This is a genomic window from Chloroflexota bacterium (genome assembly GCA_020850535.1).
GTDB lineage: Bacteria > Chloroflexota > UBA6077 > UBA6077 > JACCZL01 > JADZEM01.
Map to the genome: position 1 here is coordinate 46,193 of JADZEM010000223.1, position 16,223 is coordinate 62,415.

Genomic DNA, 16,223 nt, shown 5'->3' on the forward strand with positions numbered 1-16,223 from the left:
GGGCGTTACAGGCGGGCCGCCCGGATCAGGTCATATTTGGGGACCGGGATGCGCTCCCAGGAGGCGTTCGGCGGGAGCGTCGCCAGCGCTTCCCGGAGCGTCATCCCCTGCAACTCGTGCTTGACGACGGCCATGCTGACGCTGTGCGCCACCACGCAGATCGTCAGCCCCTGGTGCAGCAGCATCATGTCGTCCAGGGCGTCCCGCACCCGCATGCGGACCTCTTCCAGCGTCTCGCCCTCTGGCAGCCGGAGGTCGATGGGGTGATCCTGCCAGGCGGCCAGTTTCTCGGGGTGGTGCAGCATGATCTCGTCGTGCCGCATCCCTTCCCACTGGCCCTGGTCGATCTCGTCAAGGCGGGCATCGCGGCGGACCTGCAGCCCGCGCGGCGTTGCGATCTCGACGGCGGTATCGTAGGCTCGCTCCAGGGTGCTGGAGTAGACGACATGGATGGCCATATCGGCCAAGGTGCCGGCCAACTGGCGGGCCTGCTGGCGGCCGAAGTCGTTGAGGGGGACGTCCGTCCGTCCCTGGTACCGCCCCTGGGTGTTCCAGTCAGTCTGGCCGTGGCGGCATAAGATGATCTCCGTCACCGGGACTCTCCGGGGTGCGCCGGCGCACTCGGCGGCCGGGCTGCTGGTGGCGTAGAGGCGTTGCGTCTTGGGCGCGGCGGGTGGGCCGCCTGGTACTCGGGGATCAGCGCGATGGGCGGGCGCTCGGCATCGCCGACCTGCCGCAGCTCCACGTGGAACTGGTCGCGCTGATGCTGGATCAGCTTCATGGTGGTGTTAACCTCGGTCATCAACTGGAGACGGTGGCGCTGTTCGAGGCGCTTCATCACCACCTGATGAATGACAAACGACATCACACTTAACGACGCAAGGGACTGATTACGGTGCACCCGCCGCTTGAGATCGACCTGCCCAATGGCCCGCAGGCCGAATTGGAGCAGCAAATCGATCAGCAGGCCGGTCTCGACGCCGTAGCCGGTGAAGAACGGCAGTTGCTCCAGCGCGGAGCGCCGCCCGGCCTGCTCGCCGGCCAGTGGCTGGATCAGTCCGGACAGCTCTGGGTAGTAGAGATTCATCATCGGCCGTGCCACCAGCTCGGTCACGCGCCCGCCGCCCGTGGACTGGAGCACCCCGCCCGGCCCACGGATCGGCCGCTTGTAGAACCCCTTCACGAACTGCAGCCGCTGATCCCGCAAGAACGGTCCGATCAGGCCGTAGACGAAGCGCGGGTGGATGTTGCGGATGTCCGTGTCGATCCAGGCGATGATGTCGCCTTTGAGCACGTACAGGCTCTTCCAGAGAGCCTCACCCTTGCCGCGCAGGGAGCCTTGCTCCGGCAGGATGTCCTGGTGAATGTAGACGGGGACGCCCAGTTCCTCGCAGATCTCGCGGGTGCGGTCCGTGGAGCGGCTGTCGATCACCACGATCTCGTCGAGGAGGGGGTGGCGGTCCATCAGCTCGGTGCGGATCATCTTGACGATCTGGCCGATGGTCTCCTCTTCGTTGAGGGCCGGCAGGCCGAGGCTGATGGTGACGCCTTGCTGGCGCTTGAGCCGCACCAGCTGCTCGATGTTCTCGAACTCTTCGCTGTCGTAGGTGTTCTCCGCGAACCACTTGTCCACGATCTGCGAGATGTCTGGGGCCTCGGCGGCCGTCGCCGTCCGGCCGTAGAGCTGCTCCCACTCTTCGTGGGTGGCCGTGCCCGCGAGCTTCGTCTTGACGACGACGAGCCCCTTGTCGAGCCGCCGCGCGATCTCCTCGGCAATCGGACCGAAGGTCTCATTGGGGTTCTGCGCGCTGGCCGCCGCGCCCATCACCACGACCTGATGCGTCTCGGCCTGCCGCAGGATGGCGTCCACGACGGACTGGGCCTCGACCACGACCTCGCGGACGCGGTCCGGGCGGGGGGCGGTCGCGAGGACGGCCTCGAACTCCACGCGGTCACGCTCGCGGCTGGCGATGGTCCCCTCGTCTGGGCCGCCGGGGCCACCCGGTCGCTCGATGCGGAGGGCGGTCACCACGCCGTCAACCCGCTCGGCCAGACCAGTCGCCAGCTTGAACGCCAGGGCTGCGTGCGGACCACCGCGAATCGGCACCAGGATGCGCTTGGCGCTCTGGATACTGACGCCCTTGGCGATGGCGATGTCGCAGGGGGCGTTGCGGACGGCTTCGTCGATGGTGGTGCCCAGGACCGAGTTTGCGTTGACGCGGCCGCTCCAGCCGAGCAGGATCAGGTTGGCGTGCTCTTCCTTGGCGGCCTCGATGATCCCTTGCCAGACTTGCCGATGAACCCGCACGAGGGTTCGCAGCTCGATCTGGGGCGAGCGGTTGACCCGCCGCAGCCGGCCGAGCATCTGGCGGTGGATGCGGGCCGGCACGGCCCCGGCGCTGAACCCGATCTCCTCGGGGATCTCGACCACGCCGAGCGGCAGTACACGGCCGCGGGCCTCGCCTTCGTGGACGGGCATCAGGGCGGCAGCCACCTGGATCAGCCGGCCAGCCGTGCTGAGATCGGTGGTGGGGACCAGGATGGTGAACTCGTCCTCGTCGCCAATGGACTCATCTACCAGGAGCTGCGGAACGACGTTCGGCTCGGGCGACGCGGCGTTCTGACTGTTGGCCGGTCCACCGTGTTCCCCCGTCGCAGAGTCCTCCGTGGTGTGCGCGTCAGTTCGGGGATCGACGAGCATCGACAGGCTCCTCTGGCTGGGTGGCGTGGCCGTCTCCGGGTGGATGGCCGACACCCGCGTGGGTCTGGTCAGCAGGAACGGAGGCTGGCGGCACGAGCAGCGGCGCGATCCGCTCGCGGTAGACGCGCTCCCAGGCGTACTGTCGCAGGACGGTGTGGCGCAGCCGGGTGGCAGGGTCTGTTTCCAGGAAATGGGCGATACGCGCGGCGGTCTCGGCGGGCGGGGCATCGAGCGCGAAGCGATGGACGCGGTCCCCCGCGATCTCGCGGAACGGCGGGATGTCCGAGCAGAAGACGGGCAGGCGCACCAGGCCGGCCTCGAGGAGCGGTATCCCGAATCCCTCCTGGGCGCTCGGGAAGATCAGCAGGTCGGCAAGCTGATAGAGATCGTCCATCATCGGGTCGGTGGCTGTCCAGAAACGGCCGCGCGGGTCGTTCTGGCGGCGCTCCTCGTAGAGGAAGATGACCTCGTTGTGGACATCCAGCTGGGCGCGCTCGGCCTGCAGCTCATCGACATAGTCGACCGAGCGGACGTTGTGCGGCCCGGGCGGCCCGGTCACCAGCAGACGGGGCCAGAGGCCGAGATCCCGCAGAGCGCGGGTCACGCCGATGGCGTACTCGATGTTCTTACGTTTGGTGATCCTGGCGGGCAGCAGCATGAAGGGCCAGCCGTCGTCCAGGCGCAGTTGGCGGACGAGCTGGAGGGTGGCGGCGCGCAGGCGGAGCTTGGCGCGCGAGGAGACGCCGGCCGGCACGACGACGGGATCGGACGCGGGTTTGGGGGTCTGGGTTTCAGGTGTCAGGGGGCGGGAGCGAGCATCTTCTGACCGCCGATTGCTGACGGCTGACTGCTCCCACAGGCGCAGCAGGTCCTGGCGGCGGTCTTCGGAGACGACGACGTAGCGCACGCCCGGCAGGCGCGTCTTGAGCAATGACCACGGCTCGCGCTCCCGCATCAGCGGGGTGTAGAGCGGGTTCGTCCACGAGAGATCGTGGTTCCAGGCGACCAGCAGCGGCGCCCGTCCTTCGGCGATCAGCCGAGCGAAGGCGGCGGTCAGCGGCAGGTTGAAGTGCAGGGAGAGGGCGTTGTGGACGATGCAGACGTCGAGGCCTGCGAGGTGCTCGCGGAGGAGGGCCAGCAGCTCCGTCGCCAGGGCGTCAAATCGGGGTGAGACCTCGCCCGTTTTCAGCTCGTCGTTGACGGCGAGCAGGGCCGGGTGCTTCGAGTCCAGGGGCGGCAGCAGCGTCACGGGGACGGCGGGATTGAAGCGCCCGCCTCGGCCGGCCAGCACGCGGACGGAGTGCCCCTCGGCCAGGAGCAGCTCGGCGTGCTGGCCCATCAGCAGCTCAACGCCGCCGACGATGGGCGGGCAGGTGAAGTGGAGAATACCAACGCGCAGAGAGCCGGTCACGGGATCCGCCGTGGCGCGGCTCTCCAGGCTACTGGGCACGACTGGCGTCTCGCTCCAGCCAGGCCAGGCGCTCTTCCAGCTCGACGAGCCGTTGCTGGAGCGCGGCGATAGTCTCCGCTGCCGGGTCGGGGAGGCGCTGCACGGGCTTGGTGTCCGGGAAGCGCACGCCGACCGTCCGCCCAGGGACGCCCACGACCGTCGAGTACGGCGGCACGTCCGTCACGACGACGGAGCCTGCGCCGACGCGCGCACCCTCGCCGACCTCGATCGCGCCGATCAGCTGGGCGTGCGCCCCGACGGTCACGCCATCGCGCAGGGTCGGGTGGCGCTTCTCGTGGAGGCGGCTGGTGCCGCCAAGGGTGACGCCCTGGTAGAGCATGACGTCGTCGCCGATCTCGGCGGTTTCTCCGATGACGACGCCCATGCCGTGATCGATGAAGAAGCCTTCGCCGATGGTGGCGGCAGGGTGGATCTCGATGCCGGTCACGGCGCGATTGGCGTGCGAGAGCGCGCGCGCCAGCAGCGGATGACCGCGATGGTGCAGGGCGTTCGCCAGCCGGTGCAGCTGGCGGGCGTGGAAGCCCGGGTAGAACAGGACGACTTCGACGTTACTGCGAGCGGCAGGATCGCGCTCGCGGGCGGAACGGATGTCCCGCCGGATGCTCTTGAGAAGACTTCGCATAGCAGCGCAGGAGACTCCGTTAGACGCGCCCGCGCGGGCGAATGGCGATGAACCCGTACAGCGTCGGCTCGAACCGGTTGGCGATGCGGAGGTACTCCTCTTCATTCCCTTCAATCATGAGCTTGTGCATCAGGACAACGTCTCCGTCCGGAATGGGGTCCACCGGCTGGACGCAGAGCGCCATGATCGGCACGCCCCCCTCGTAGACTTTGACCTGGCCCTGATGCCTCGGGACGCGGTAGATGCGCCGTGGACGGGAGCGGCTGGGCACTTCGAGATACCCGCGCCTGCACAGATGATGGTACTCCTCCGTGGGAAGAACGTCACGGAGCATCTGCTCGGCGCGCTCCTGCGCTTCGCGCCAGTCCGAGCGGCGGCCGCCGCCCAGCGGCTGATGGGCCAGCACGCCGACGGGTGCACGGCAGAGCAGGCAGACGATCAGCAGGACGAAGAGCAGCTCAAGGGCGATGACGGTGACGACCACGGACCTTCAACCTGAGTGGGTGCAGCAACGGGTCGCGTACGCACGGGGGCCTGGGATAGGGGCTGATTGCCTCAGAGGGATGATGGCAGACAGGCACAGGGCGATGCGAGGAGCAGCCGAGCGGACGGCACGGCCCGCCCGGCGAGCGACCGGCAGGAGGAAGCGGCAGCCTGATCTGGCGCCGCGCGCCGCCCGCGGGCGTCAGCCGCCGGCGACCCTCGGCACCATGATGATCTGCTCGGCGGTGCGGTCGAACGTGTCGATCCGCTGGGCCGGCTTGTCTGGCAGGACTTTGAAGGCGGTCGCGCCTCGGGAGCGCTGCTCCTCGAAGATGCGCTCGGCCTCGCGCACGGCTGCCAGCGCATCAGGATCACCCGTCACGAGCTTGCGTTCGTCCCACTCCAGCACGGTGTCGCCTCGTGCTGACAGCACTCGCAGCTTCGACATCTGAGCTTCCTCCTTTGCCGGTCGCGGTCGTCCGTGGAAGCACAGAACCCGCCCAGACCCATGTTGCCAGCCCGGGCGGGCGAGAGGGTGCGTGTATCAGCGGACGATGCGAGTCAGAAGGCGGCGAACGCGCGCCGGCGCCTCTGCCAATGCCTCGGGGCCAGTGTCCGTACTGGCTCCGCCTGTATCAGCCAGTATACTCGGCTCCCCCCCGCTGTCAAGCTGAATTTCGGGCAGGGAGGCGGCAGCGGTTGGAATCGGCGCGCGGATGGGTTGTGTTCGTGGTCGACTCCCGTGTCATCCTGAGCGCAGCGAAGGGTCTCACCCGCTGACGCGAGCGTTGACGGCCAGCGGGTGACATCCTTCGCTGCGCTCAGGATGACACGGGATGTTGCATGCTTTGCACGCGGTCACAGCCTGATTCTGGCCGACACCGCGTGCTTTCACCCCCGTCTCAGGCCGGTTCGAGCGTCTGGCGGCTTTCGGCGTCTGCCTCGATGCTGGCCCAGGTGTAGAGCATCGGGTTGAGCCGCTGCTCGCTCCAGGCCGCGACTTGATCGGCGTAGTGGGGGCTGGCCGGGTGGCCGGTGCCGCCGATGGGGCTGGTCCAGCCGCTGTTGTCCCAGTCCGCGAGGTCGAAGGCGTAGCGGGTGACGGAGGAGACTGTCACGGTGAAATCGACGCCGTCTGAACAGGCATGGGTGCCGTTCTGGGGCGTGTCGCCATCACCGCCGACGCCCACGGACGGCGGATCGAGCAGGTCCGCGTACTGGGGGAAGACGCCGGAGAGCGGGTGGCGCAGGCGGGTACGGTGGATCTCCTGCCAGCGCCAGCCGTCCTGGTCCGCGCCGAGCCGCTCGGTCAACTGGGCGACGGTGGCCGCGAGCGCCCGCGCACCGAGCGTCTCCCAGGTATCGCCCGGGGGCAGCACCGACGTGTCGCCCTGGAGCAGCAGCCCGAAGAAGACGTTGCGGAGGCGCTGGGCGGGCGGCATCACCTGGGTCGGCAGGGGATCCCACTTGCGGCTGGCATCCACCAGCGGCCTGAAGTCGGGGCCAGCCAGGATGGCCTGGGTGATCTGCTCACGCCAGACGGCGTAGATGGTCGGCGCGACGCCATCCGGCAGCATGTCGCCGTCCCAGGTGAGGAGGCGGTCGCGGGCAGCGGCCGAGGAGGCGTCTGCCGGCTCCAGGCGGCGGGCGAGATCGACGAACGCCGCGCTGGGGATGGAGACCTTGTCGGCGTGGACGGCCGCCATTTCGGCGATGGTGGCGGCGGGCATCTCGCGCAGGCGGGCGTTGACGCGCATGGCACGGTGCGGCGGCGACCAGTCATTGGAGATGTGGTGGGGGTAGTCCGTGCCGACGATGCGCTGGTTGGCGGTGGCGATGAAGCCCTGCTCGGGGTTGCGGGCGCGCGGCATCTCCTCGAAGGGGATGATGCCCTGCCACTCGTGCTCGCCGGTCCAGCCGGGGACGGGCAGCCAGTGGTTGGCGGCCGACCGGACGGGCACCTGCCCACGCGTCAGATATCCGATGTTGCCCGAGGTGTCGGCCATGACGAAGTTGTTGTCGGGATCGACCCAGGGGCGCTTGGCCTCCTCCAACTCGGCCACGCTGGTGGCGCGGAGCATCGGGAGGATCGACTCGAACGAGCGGTTCGGCTCGATGACGGCGAGGGCGCGGGCTGCCAGGGCCGTGCCGCTGGCGGGATCGCCGACGATGACAGGGCCGTGGTGGGTGGTGGTGATGTCGATCTCGACGGGGGCCTCGCCGCGCACCTCGATGGTCTCGGTGCGGCGGTCGGCCCTGCGCCACTCGCCCTGGTACTGGTAGCGGGCGGGATCGCCGGGCGCGAACTTCTCGACGTACAGGTCTTGCTGGTCCGAGGTGGCGGTGGTGACGCCCCAGGCGACGTGCTGGTTGTGCCCGAAATGGGTGATGCCAGGGACGCCGACGAAGGCGTAGCCGATGGCGTCGAACTCGGGGCCTGCGATGTGGTGCTGGTAGTAGACGTTGGGCACGTCGATGGCACGGTGGGGATCGCCGGCCAGCAGCGGCTTGCCGGAGGCAGTACGGCTGCCGTGGACGGTCCAGTTGTTGCTGCCGCCGTCGACGTCCCCGAGGCCGAGCGCGAGGGCGGTGAGGCTGACCGACTCGCCGTAGCCGTCGGGCACGTCGTAATAGGTCAGGCCGGGCGGCACCACGAGCGGGGCCCTTTCGCCGGAGCCAGCACGGAGCTTCGTGATCCAGTCCGGGCCGAGGGTCTTGGCGATGCGGAGTCGCCAGAGCTTGGCGGCCATCGAGCCCATGAGCGCGTGGCGCACCTTGAAGACCGCGCCGCAGTGCCAGGGCTGCCACGGCTCGGGCTGTACGCCGAGCAACTGCAACTCGATGGGGAGGGCGATGGTGGTGCTGATGAAGGCGTTGACGCCAGCGCTGTAGGCGTCGAGCATGGCGCGGGTCTCGGCGTTGAGGACGGCGTAGTCGGCCTGGGCGCTGGCGGCGAGGCCGAGGCGGCGGGTCAGTTTGTCGGAGTCGAGGCCGCCAGGACCGACGTAGGCGGCCCACCGTCCGAGGGCGCGGGCGCGGTCGTACTCCATATGCCAGAGGCGGTCCTGGGCGTGGACGAACCCCTGCGCGAAGAAGGCGTCATGGGTGGTGGTGGCCTTGATGTGCGGGATGCCGAGATGGTCTCGGACCACCTGGACGGGGCCGTCAAGGCCGGGCAGCGCGAGCGTGCCGTCGAGGGCGGGGATGGCCGAGCGGGCGCGCTCGGTGGGGGACGACGTGGCTGTCACCGTTGACCCTCCTGCCAGGAGTGCGGGTGCTGTTGTGGCGATCATAGCGCCGGGGCAGGGTACGGCTCACCCCGGCATGCTGCGCGACGCCTCTGCTTGACGATTCCGCCTGCGAAGCGAGATCGCCGGCGAAGCTGTGTCATCCCGACCGAAGCGAGGTACGAGCGGAGTGGGGATCTTTCCCATGCAGCTGCCAGAAGATCCCTCCACGTCGCTCGCAGGCTCGCTCCGCTCGGGATGACCGAGAGGCTGTATGCTGCTGCCGAGCGCAGTCTTACCCCGGCAGCCTGGCCCCGAGGATCCCCGTCAGCGCGCGCAGGTCGGCCTGGGCGTCTGCGACCGGCCGGCCGGACTTCGCGGCTGCCAGGATACTGTCGGCCAGCTCGCGCAACACGGCGATGGCCTGCGGCGTGTCGAGGTCGTCCTCCATCGCCGCCACGAAGCGCGCGCGCAGCGCGGCCGACTCGAAGGGCGCGCCGCTGGTGCCGCCAGCGACCGTGGCCGCCGCCTCCAGGTGCGAGACCAGCAGCCCGGCCTCCACCAGCGTCCGCGGGTTCCACTCCAGCACGTCGCGGTAGCGGACGCCGGACAGGTAGAGCCGGATCGCCTCCGGGCGGTGCTCCTTGATGAGGTCGTGGACGAACACCATGTTGCCCAGCGACTTGCTCATCTTCTCGCCGTCCATCCGCAGCATGCCGATGTGCATCCAGACGCGGGCGAACGGCTTCTGGCCGGTCCAGGTCTCGGACTGGGCGATCTCCGACTCGTGGTGCGGGTAGACGAGATCGCCGCCGCCGCCGTGGATGTCCAGCGTCTCGCCCAGGTAGCGGATCGACATGGCGGAGCACTCGATGTGCCATCCTGGCCGGCCCGGCCCCCAGGGGCTGGGCCACGTCGGCTCGCCGGGCTTGGCGGCCTGCCAGAGCAGGAAGTCGATCGGCTGCTCCTTGCGCGGATCGTTGGCCGGGTCGCCGGTCTCCGTCAGGCGGACGGCCATCTCGTCGGCCGGCAGGCGGGAGAGGGAGCCGTACTCCGGATCGCTGGCGACGCGGAAGTAGACGTTTCCGTCCACCTCGTAGGCGTGCCCCTTCGAGATCAGCGTGTCGATCATCTCGACCATCAGCGGGATCTCTTCGGTGGCGCGGGGGTACTTGACGGGCGGGAGGACGTTCAGGTTGTCGAGCGCGGTCTGGTGGATCTTGACGTACCGGTTGCCCAGCTCATCCCACGGCTCGCTAACCTCGTTGGCCTTGCGGAGGATGTCATTGTCGATGTCAGTGATGTTCTGGATGTAGCGGACCTTGTACCCCTGGTACTGGAGGAACCTGCTCAGCACGTCGAACGAGACGTAACAGAACGCATGGCCCAGGTGCGCGGTGTCGTAGGGGGTGACGCCGCAGACGTAGATGCGGACCTCGTCGCCCTCCGGCTGGAACTCTTCAATGGTCCGACTCAACGTGCTGTACAGCCGCAGGCTCACGCCGCTCACTCCAAACGAGAGGTTCCGACTCGCCATTGTAGGCGCACCGTCGTGGTGCGCGTCGCCGGCAGAGGGAACACAGACCGTGCCCGATTTGTTCCCACCGGCCGCGCGCGTGGGGCCGAAAACCCGAACCCGCTCACCCACGCCATATGCTACGGTTCCAGGCAGACGCTCGGGCGGACGACGCTCGTGGAGGAGCATGGTGGACGGGATCGCGCAGAATCAGGGAGATGCGCCGCGCCTCGGCTTGGGACGCCCGACCTTCGGCATGACGCGTGACCAGGGCAAGCGCGTCGAGGTGAGCCTGGCGCTCAAGAACGGCGGCAGCATCGTGGCCGTCGAGGAGCTGAGCGAGTCGATCTCGGCTGACGTGCTGGCGGACTACGCCAAGGGCCTCACGAAAGACATCGCCGAGGGCAAGCCGCGCACGTTCTCCGACGCCTGGACCGCGACCGGCCAGTACGTGTGGGTCAACCTGGCGGAAGTCGTCGCGTTCTCGCTGCGGCCGGCCAAGTAGGCCAGCGGCTCCAGCCCACCAGCACCGTAGGGGAGACAGGCACGCTGCAATGGCGCCTCGCAAACCGCGACGCCACGCCGGCGAGCATGACCTGATCGAGGCGTTCGGGCAGCCGGGCTGCCCGGTCTGCCGCCTTGCCACCGAGGCGGTGGATGCGTACCTGACCTCGGTCTGCTACGAGCAGGTCAACGACCTTGACCTGCGCGCGCAATTGCGGACGGCCGGGGGCTTCTGCCGGCCGCACGCCGAGCGCTTCATCCGGCAGCGGCTCGGGCAGCTCGCGGCGGCCATCGTCTACCGCGACGTGCTGAACACGGCCCGCAAGCGGCTGGCGGCCGGCGGGTGGGGCGGCCGGGGCCGCTCGATGCTCTCCGGCTGGTTCGGGCGGGCGAAGAGCGCCGCCCGCGGCCTGCCGCCGTGCCCCGGTTGCGAGGTCGAGGCCGAGGCCGAGGGCCGCTACCTGGCGGCGCTGCGGAATCGCCTGCGCGAGCCGTCCGTCCGCGAAAAGTACCAGGCCGGCGATGGCCTCTGCCTGCCGCACATCGACCAGGCGCTGGAGACGGACGACGCGGGCGCTGAGACGCTGGCGTCGGCGTCCGTCGAGATGCTGGGGACCATCGTCGAGCAGCTCGACGAGTACATCAAGAAGCACGACTATCGCTTTCACAACCCGGTCTGGGACGGCGGCGAGGACACGCCCGAGCGTGCGGTGGAGCGGGCCGTCGGGCACCGGCCGCCGCCGGAGTTCGTGTCGTAGTGGCAGGCCCGGGCTTGCAACATTTCGCGGCTCGTCGCCGTCCCTCCAGTACACTTGTGGCTGGGGCCGTGTTCGATGATTTGTCCCCGCTGCCAGGAGCTCACCCCCGACGACAGCAAGTTCTGTAACCAGTGCGGAACTGCGCTGTCGCTCGTCTGTGAGTCCTGCTCGACCGTCAACACCGTCGGCAGTCGCTTCTGCTCGCAGTGCGGCCGGCCGCTCCTGACGGGCGGCCTCCCGAGCGCTGGCGAGCGTGGGCTGGCGCGCTCCCCGATTCTCGGGGACGAGCAGCGGCGTCCCGTGACCGTCGTGTTTGCCGACATCGTCGGGTTCACGGCGCTCTCGGAGCGGCTCGATCCTGAAGAGGTGCGCGACGTGACCGCCGCCTGTTTCGGGCGGCTGGTCGAGGAGATCGTGCGGCGGGGCGGGACCGTTGACAAGTTCATCGGCGATGCGGTGATGGCTCTGTTCGGCACGCCCGTCGCCCACGAGGACGACGCCGTCCGGGCTGTCGACGCTGCCCTGGCGATGCAGGCCACGCTGGGCGAGATCAACGGCGAGCTGGAGCGGGACCACGGCCTGCGCCTGGAGCTGCGGATCGGGGTGAACACCGGCGAGGTGGTGGCGGGCGTCCGCGAGGTCGGTGGGTTCCACGACGCCACCGTCATCGGGGACACCGTCAACACGGCCTCGCGGCTGCAGACGGCGGCCCCGCCCAGCAGCGTCCTCGTCGGCGAGATGACTGCCCGCCTCGCGCGGCACCTGTTCGAGCTGGAGCCGACGCTGCCGCTCACCCTCAAGGGAAAGGCCGAGCCGGTCCAGGCGTACCGCGCGCTCGGGCCGCTGACCACCGTGCCGCTGGCCGACGCCGCCACCTTGCCCATCGTCGGGCGGGCCGACGAGCTGACCGCCCTGGCGGCTCGGCTGGATCGCCTGGAGGCCGGCGAGGGCGGCATCGTCGTGGTGACCGGCGAGCCGGGCGCGGGGAAGTCGCGCCTGCTGGCCGAGATGAAGCGGATGGTGGACGCCCGTCCGTCCCTCCGGATGGCGGAGGCCCACGCGACGCCGTACGGCCCCGGCCAGACGGTCCTGATGTACGCGCCCTGGGCCTGGGCGTTCTTCGGCTACGAGTTGATCGATCTCGCGGCGGCCCGGGCGGTGGACGCGCAGGCCGGCAGCATCGACGACGGCCCTGACAGCCTCGGTGTGCGGACCGTCAACCGGCTGCGCGCCCGCCTGGACGGGCTGGGCGTCCCCGAAGCGCTGCCGTTCCTCTGCTTCCTGCTGGAGCTTCCCCGCCCGGCGATCCATGCCGACCTGGAAGACCTCTCCCAGGAAGAGCTGCACCGCCGCAGCCTGCGCGCCGTCCGCAAGCTGCACCGCCAGCTTGCCGCCGAGGGGCCGTGCGTGGTGCTCATGGACGATCTCCACTGGGCCGGCCCGACGATCCTCAACTTTCTGGAAGCGGCCGGCGAGCTGAGCGTCGAGTCGCCGCTGCTGCTGGTGCTCAGCTTCCGGTCGGACGTGGACGCGCCCTCCTGGGCGCTCCGCGAGCACGCCCGGCGCGTCGCCGGGGATCGGTACGTCGAGCTGGCGCTCCAGCCGCTGGCCCAGGCCGAGACGCGGCTGCTGGCGCGGGCGCTGCTGGGTGGCGCAGCGCTCGACGCGCAGGCCGAGAAGCTTCTGCTCTCGCGGATCGACGGCAACCCGCTGTACGCCTTCCAGATGATCCAGACGCTGGTGGACCGGGGCGCGCTGGTGGTCCGCGACCGGCAGGTGATCCTCGACGCCGAGGCGGCGCAACGTATCCCGGAGTCGCTCCAGGCGACCATCCTGGCGCGCATCGACCGGCTGCCGGAGGAGGCGCGCCGCGTGGTGCAGACCGGGGCCGTGCTCGGGCGGACGTTCTCAGGCCAGTTGCTGACGCGCGTCTTCGGGGACGGGCCAGCGCTGGAGCGCGGCGTCCGCGAAGCGATCAAGGCCGGGGTGCTGGTCGAGCGCCCGAATCCGGTCCTGCCTGGCTACACCTTCACCCAGAGCCTCGTGCAGGAAGTGGCCGAGCGGACGCTGCTGCTCCGGCGTCGTCGCGAGCTGCACCGGCTGACGCTGGATGCCATCGAGGCGCTCTATCCAGACGAGCTGAGCGCCCACGCCGAGGGGCTGACCCGCCACGCGATGGAAGCGGAGGCCTGGGAGGCGGGGGCGCGCTACGCCCTGCTGGCGGCCGAGCGTGCGTCCGCTGGCTACTCCACCCGTGAGGCGTTGCGACACTACGATCTCGGGCTGGAGGCCGCCGAGCGTCTCGCGGAGGAGGCCTCGCCGTTGATCCGCTGTGAGCTGCTGGCCGGGCGTGGCCGGATGCTCTGGAACATCGGGCAGGTGGACGAGAGCGCGGCGGCGTTCCAGGCCGCGTTCGACGTTGCCAGGGCGTCCGCCTTTGCCGAGGAGGCGCTGGCGGCGAACCGGCTCGATCCCCGCCGCTGGCAGGCGCGGCTGGCCCTCCAGGCCGCGACGATCTTCCTCCAGCAGCTCGACATCGACGCCGCCAGCGCCACCGTCGACGCGGCGTTCGGCGTGCTCAACGACACCCATCCCGAGCTGGCGAGTGCCTGGGCGCTGCGGTCCTCGGTGCTGATGCACCGCAACCAGACCGCCGACGCCGCCCAGGCTGCGCGCACGGCGCTGCGGCTGGCCCTGGCGACGGGCGGTTTCGAGGAACGCTCGCGGGCGTACTCGGCGCTGACCAAGCCCGGGCTGGCCGGCGAGATCGGCCCGGACATCGCGCGGTACGCTCAGGAGGCGATTCGGCTGGCGCGCGAGCACGGCCAGGACTTCGTGCTGTTCGAGGCGTTGATCTCGGCGGAGGTGCTGCGGCAGATCTGCCTGCAGCCGCACACGCCGGACGCCCTGGCGCACGCCCAGGAAGCGCTCGACCTGGCGCTGAAGATGGATTCCGTGGTGGCCGAGGGCTGCGCGCGGATCATCCTGGGCGCGGCGAACATGACGGGTGGGCACTGGGACGACGCCGAGCGCGAGCTGACCTCCGACGTGGCCGTGCAGTGCGCGATCACGGCCGCTGCCATGATGCGCGGCATTGTGCTGGCGCGGCTGCTCTCGGCGCGCGGCAAGCTCGACGCAGCCGGCGCGGTGCTGGCGGCGCTCGACGAGCACAGCTACCCGCACGGCGACGTCTGGTTCCTGACCTCGGTGATGGTCTACCGGCTGGCGGCCGGCGACGTGGGCGGTGCGCGCCGGGCCGTCGCCGAAGCGACGGCGGCTCAGGATCGTATCGGGTGCCTGACCTGCGAGGGGATGCTCGGCGGGATGGGCTCCGAGGTGCTGGCGGCCATCGGCGACCGCGAGCAGGCGTTGGCGCTGGCCGCGCGGGCGGACCATGCCGGGGAGGGCGCGTATCTCGCCGGCCGGCTGATGGCGGCCCGGGCCAGGGTGAATGTGGCGCTCGACCTGGGCGACTGGGAGACGGCCATCGTCACGGCGACGGATGCCCTGCCGCTGGCCGAGGGTGTCGGGCAGCCGTTCGAGTCGGCCCGCCTGCTGCAGCTCCTGGGAACAGCCTACGCGTGGCGCGCTCGGGCCGGCGACACGGTCCAGGCGCAGGGTCTGCTGCGCGATGCCGCCGCGCTCTTCGAGTCGATGGGGGCGCGCCCGTCGCTGGAGGCCACCCTCGCGGAGCTGGGCCGTTTGGACGGGGCCGCGAGCGAGAAAACGGCGCTGCCATCGACGTGAGGCCCAGCAACAGGCGGCGGTTTCTGCTTCTGGCGCTGGCCGTCCTGGTGCTGCTCGGGTTCACGCACCCCGTCCGGGTGGGCTTCCTGGCCCTGGCGGTCTTGCCCTCGGCCATCGGCACGCTGCCGTTCGATCCGCTGACCCGCCTGACGCCGCCGCCCCTCCGCGAGCGCGTCGCCTTTGCGTACCCGGTGGGGACCGTCGAGGCCGACATCTACAGCCCCGGACGTGGCGGCCCCCATGGCGCCATCGTGCTGCTGCTCGGGGCGCGGCCCGTCGATCACGATGAGCCGCCGCTGGTGCGCTTCGCGGAGGGGATGAGCCGCACCGGGCTGGTGGTGATGGTGCCGGTCTCGTCGGGCCTGTCCGAAGGCCGCATCCAGCGCGAGGAGATCGACGCGCTGGTGCTGGAGGTCGAGACGCTGCGCGCCCGCCCCGACGTGGACCCGGCCCGTATCGGCGTGCTCGGATTTTCGGTGGGCGGGTCGGTGGCCATCGAGGCGGCGGCAGATCCCCGGCTCGACGGCAAGCTGACGTTCGTCAACGCGTTCGGCAGCTACTTCGACACGACCGACTTCGTCCGGGCGATCTCGACGCGCAGCCTGGCCTACGCCGGCATCGACGAGGTCTGGGAGCCAGACCCGCTGGTGCTGTTCGTGGTGGCCCGGCAGATGGTGGATACGCTGCCGTACGCGCCCGACCGCGACATCCTCGACCGACTCTACCTCCAGGGCGACATAGCCGCCCGCGCCGATGTCGGCTTCATGTCGCCGGCCGGCCGCGCTGCCCTGGCCCTGCTCGACGGCCTGCCGCCAACCGAGACCGAGGCCGCCCTGGCGCAACTGCCACCCGAGACGCTGGCCCGCCTCCAGGCGATCTCGCCGTCACGCAGCATCGAGCGGGTCAAGACGCGCCTCTTCCTGATGCATGACCTGGGCGATCGTGTCGTGCCGTACACCGAGACGCGGCGGATGGCCGCAAAGACGCCTGCGGCCATCCTGGAGCGGTATGCCGAGTTCGACCTCTTCGACCACGTGATGCCCAATCGACCGCCAGCCGACTGGTCGTTCTACGTTGAGCTGGTGCGGCTGTTCCGCCAGTTTCACGGCGTTCTCACGTACGTCCTGTAGGCTAGAGTGCGCCGGGCCATGGCGCGGAACATGCGTAGTGGGACAGCGCCGCTTGCGAGATACG

12 protein-coding genes are annotated in these 16,223 nt (G+C 69.9%); 4 read left to right on the plus strand and 8 right to left on the minus strand.

The window, feature by feature from the left end; genetic code table 11:
* Nucleotides 1-5: 5 nt before the first annotated feature.
* The 8 genes from IT306_31165 to IT306_31200 all read right to left on the minus strand — a co-directional run bounded on the left by IT306_31165 (nucleotide 6) and on the right by IT306_31200 (nucleotide 9,999).
* The gene (locus IT306_31165) at nucleotides 6-593 is read right to left on the minus strand and encodes a histidine phosphatase family protein (protein MCC7372915.1); all 588 of its coding nucleotides are present in this window, start codon (nucleotides 591-593) and stop codon (nucleotides 6-8) included.
* Entirely contained in the window at nucleotides 590-2,701 is a 2,112-nt protein-coding gene (locus tag IT306_31170; protein MCC7372916.1) for a glucosyl-3-phosphoglycerate synthase, read from the minus strand. Before IT306_31170 ends, IT306_31165 begins: the two co-directional genes overlap by 4 nt.
* Nucleotides 2,679-4,151 carry a glycosyltransferase family 4 protein gene (locus IT306_31175; GenBank protein ID MCC7372917.1) on the minus strand — a complete coding sequence of 491 codons (1,473 nt, stop codon included), beginning with the start codon at nucleotides 4,149-4,151 and terminating at the stop codon, nucleotides 2,679-2,681. Before IT306_31175 ends, IT306_31170 begins: the two co-directional genes overlap by 23 nt.
* Nucleotides 4,141-4,794, minus strand: coding sequence for a serine O-acetyltransferase (gene cysE / locus IT306_31180; GenBank protein MCC7372918.1), 654 nt, complete (start codon nucleotides 4,792-4,794; stop codon nucleotides 4,141-4,143). The genes IT306_31175 and cysE overlap by 11 nt, the downstream gene beginning before the upstream one ends.
* A 19-nt stretch (nucleotides 4,795-4,813) precedes the next feature.
* The gene (locus tag IT306_31185; GenBank protein MCC7372919.1) at nucleotides 4,814-5,278 is read right to left on the minus strand and encodes a hypothetical protein; all 465 of its coding nucleotides are present in this window, start codon (nucleotides 5,276-5,278) and stop codon (nucleotides 4,814-4,816) included.
* Nucleotides 5,279-5,479: 201 nt separating this feature from the next.
* Entirely contained in the window at nucleotides 5,480-5,725 is a 246-nt protein-coding gene (locus IT306_31190) for a hypothetical protein (protein MCC7372920.1), read from the minus strand.
* A gap of 454 nt (nucleotides 5,726-6,179) precedes the next feature.
* Complete coding sequence (locus IT306_31195) at nucleotides 6,180-8,525, minus strand: penicillin acylase family protein (protein MCC7372921.1); 2,346 nt, start codon at nucleotides 8,523-8,525, stop codon at nucleotides 6,180-6,182.
* Between the two features lie 274 nt (nucleotides 8,526-8,799).
* Nucleotides 8,800-9,999, minus strand: coding sequence for a cysteine--tRNA ligase (locus IT306_31200; GenBank protein ID MCC7372922.1), 1,200 nt, complete (start codon nucleotides 9,997-9,999; stop codon nucleotides 8,800-8,802).
* A 208-nt stretch (nucleotides 10,000-10,207) separates the two neighbouring features.
* Between IT306_31200 and IT306_31205 the strand changes: the two genes are divergently transcribed.
* The 4 genes from IT306_31205 (at nucleotide 10,208) to IT306_31220 (ending at nucleotide 16,159) form a co-directional block, all read left to right on the plus strand.
* On the plus strand, nucleotides 10,208-10,525 hold the full coding sequence (locus IT306_31205; GenBank protein ID MCC7372923.1) for a hypothetical protein: 318 nt from the start codon (nucleotides 10,208-10,210) through the stop codon (nucleotides 10,523-10,525).
* A 49-nt stretch (nucleotides 10,526-10,574) separates the two neighbouring features.
* Nucleotides 10,575-11,282: a hypothetical protein gene (locus IT306_31210; GenBank protein MCC7372924.1), complete on the plus strand. Its 708-nt coding sequence runs from the start codon at nucleotides 10,575-10,577 to the stop codon at nucleotides 11,280-11,282.
* Between the two features lie 75 nt (nucleotides 11,283-11,357).
* Nucleotides 11,358-15,029: an AAA family ATPase gene (locus IT306_31215; protein MCC7372925.1), complete on the plus strand. Its 3,672-nt coding sequence runs from the start codon at nucleotides 11,358-11,360 to the stop codon at nucleotides 15,027-15,029.
* Nucleotides 15,026-16,159 (plus strand): hypothetical protein, encoded by a 1,134-nt coding sequence (locus IT306_31220; protein MCC7372926.1) that lies wholly within the window; start codon nucleotides 15,026-15,028, stop codon nucleotides 16,157-16,159. Before IT306_31215 ends, IT306_31220 begins: the two co-directional genes overlap by 4 nt.
* Nucleotides 16,160-16,223: the final 64 nt, after the last annotated feature.

Bases quoted from the DNA above. Each gene is read 5' to 3' on its own strand.
- IT306_31170 (MCC7372916.1), bottom strand. From the start codon at position 2,701: ATGCTCGTCGATCCCCGAACTGACGCGCACACCACGGAGGACTCTGCG.
- IT306_31210 (MCC7372924.1), top strand. From the start codon at position 10,575: ATGGCGCCTCGCAAACCGCGACGCCACGCCGGCGAGCATGACCTGATC.
- IT306_31215 (MCC7372925.1), top strand. From the start codon at position 11,358: ATGATTTGTCCCCGCTGCCAGGAGCTCACCCCCGACGACAGCAAGTTC.
- IT306_31205 (MCC7372923.1), top strand. From the start codon at position 10,208: ATGGTGGACGGGATCGCGCAGAATCAGGGAGATGCGCCGCGCCTCGGC.
- cysE (MCC7372918.1), bottom strand. From the start codon at position 4,794: ATGCGAAGTCTTCTCAAGAGCATCCGGCGGGACATCCGTTCCGCCCGC.
- IT306_31190 (MCC7372920.1), bottom strand. From the start codon at position 5,725: ATGTCGAAGCTGCGAGTGCTGTCAGCACGAGGCGACACCGTGCTGGAG.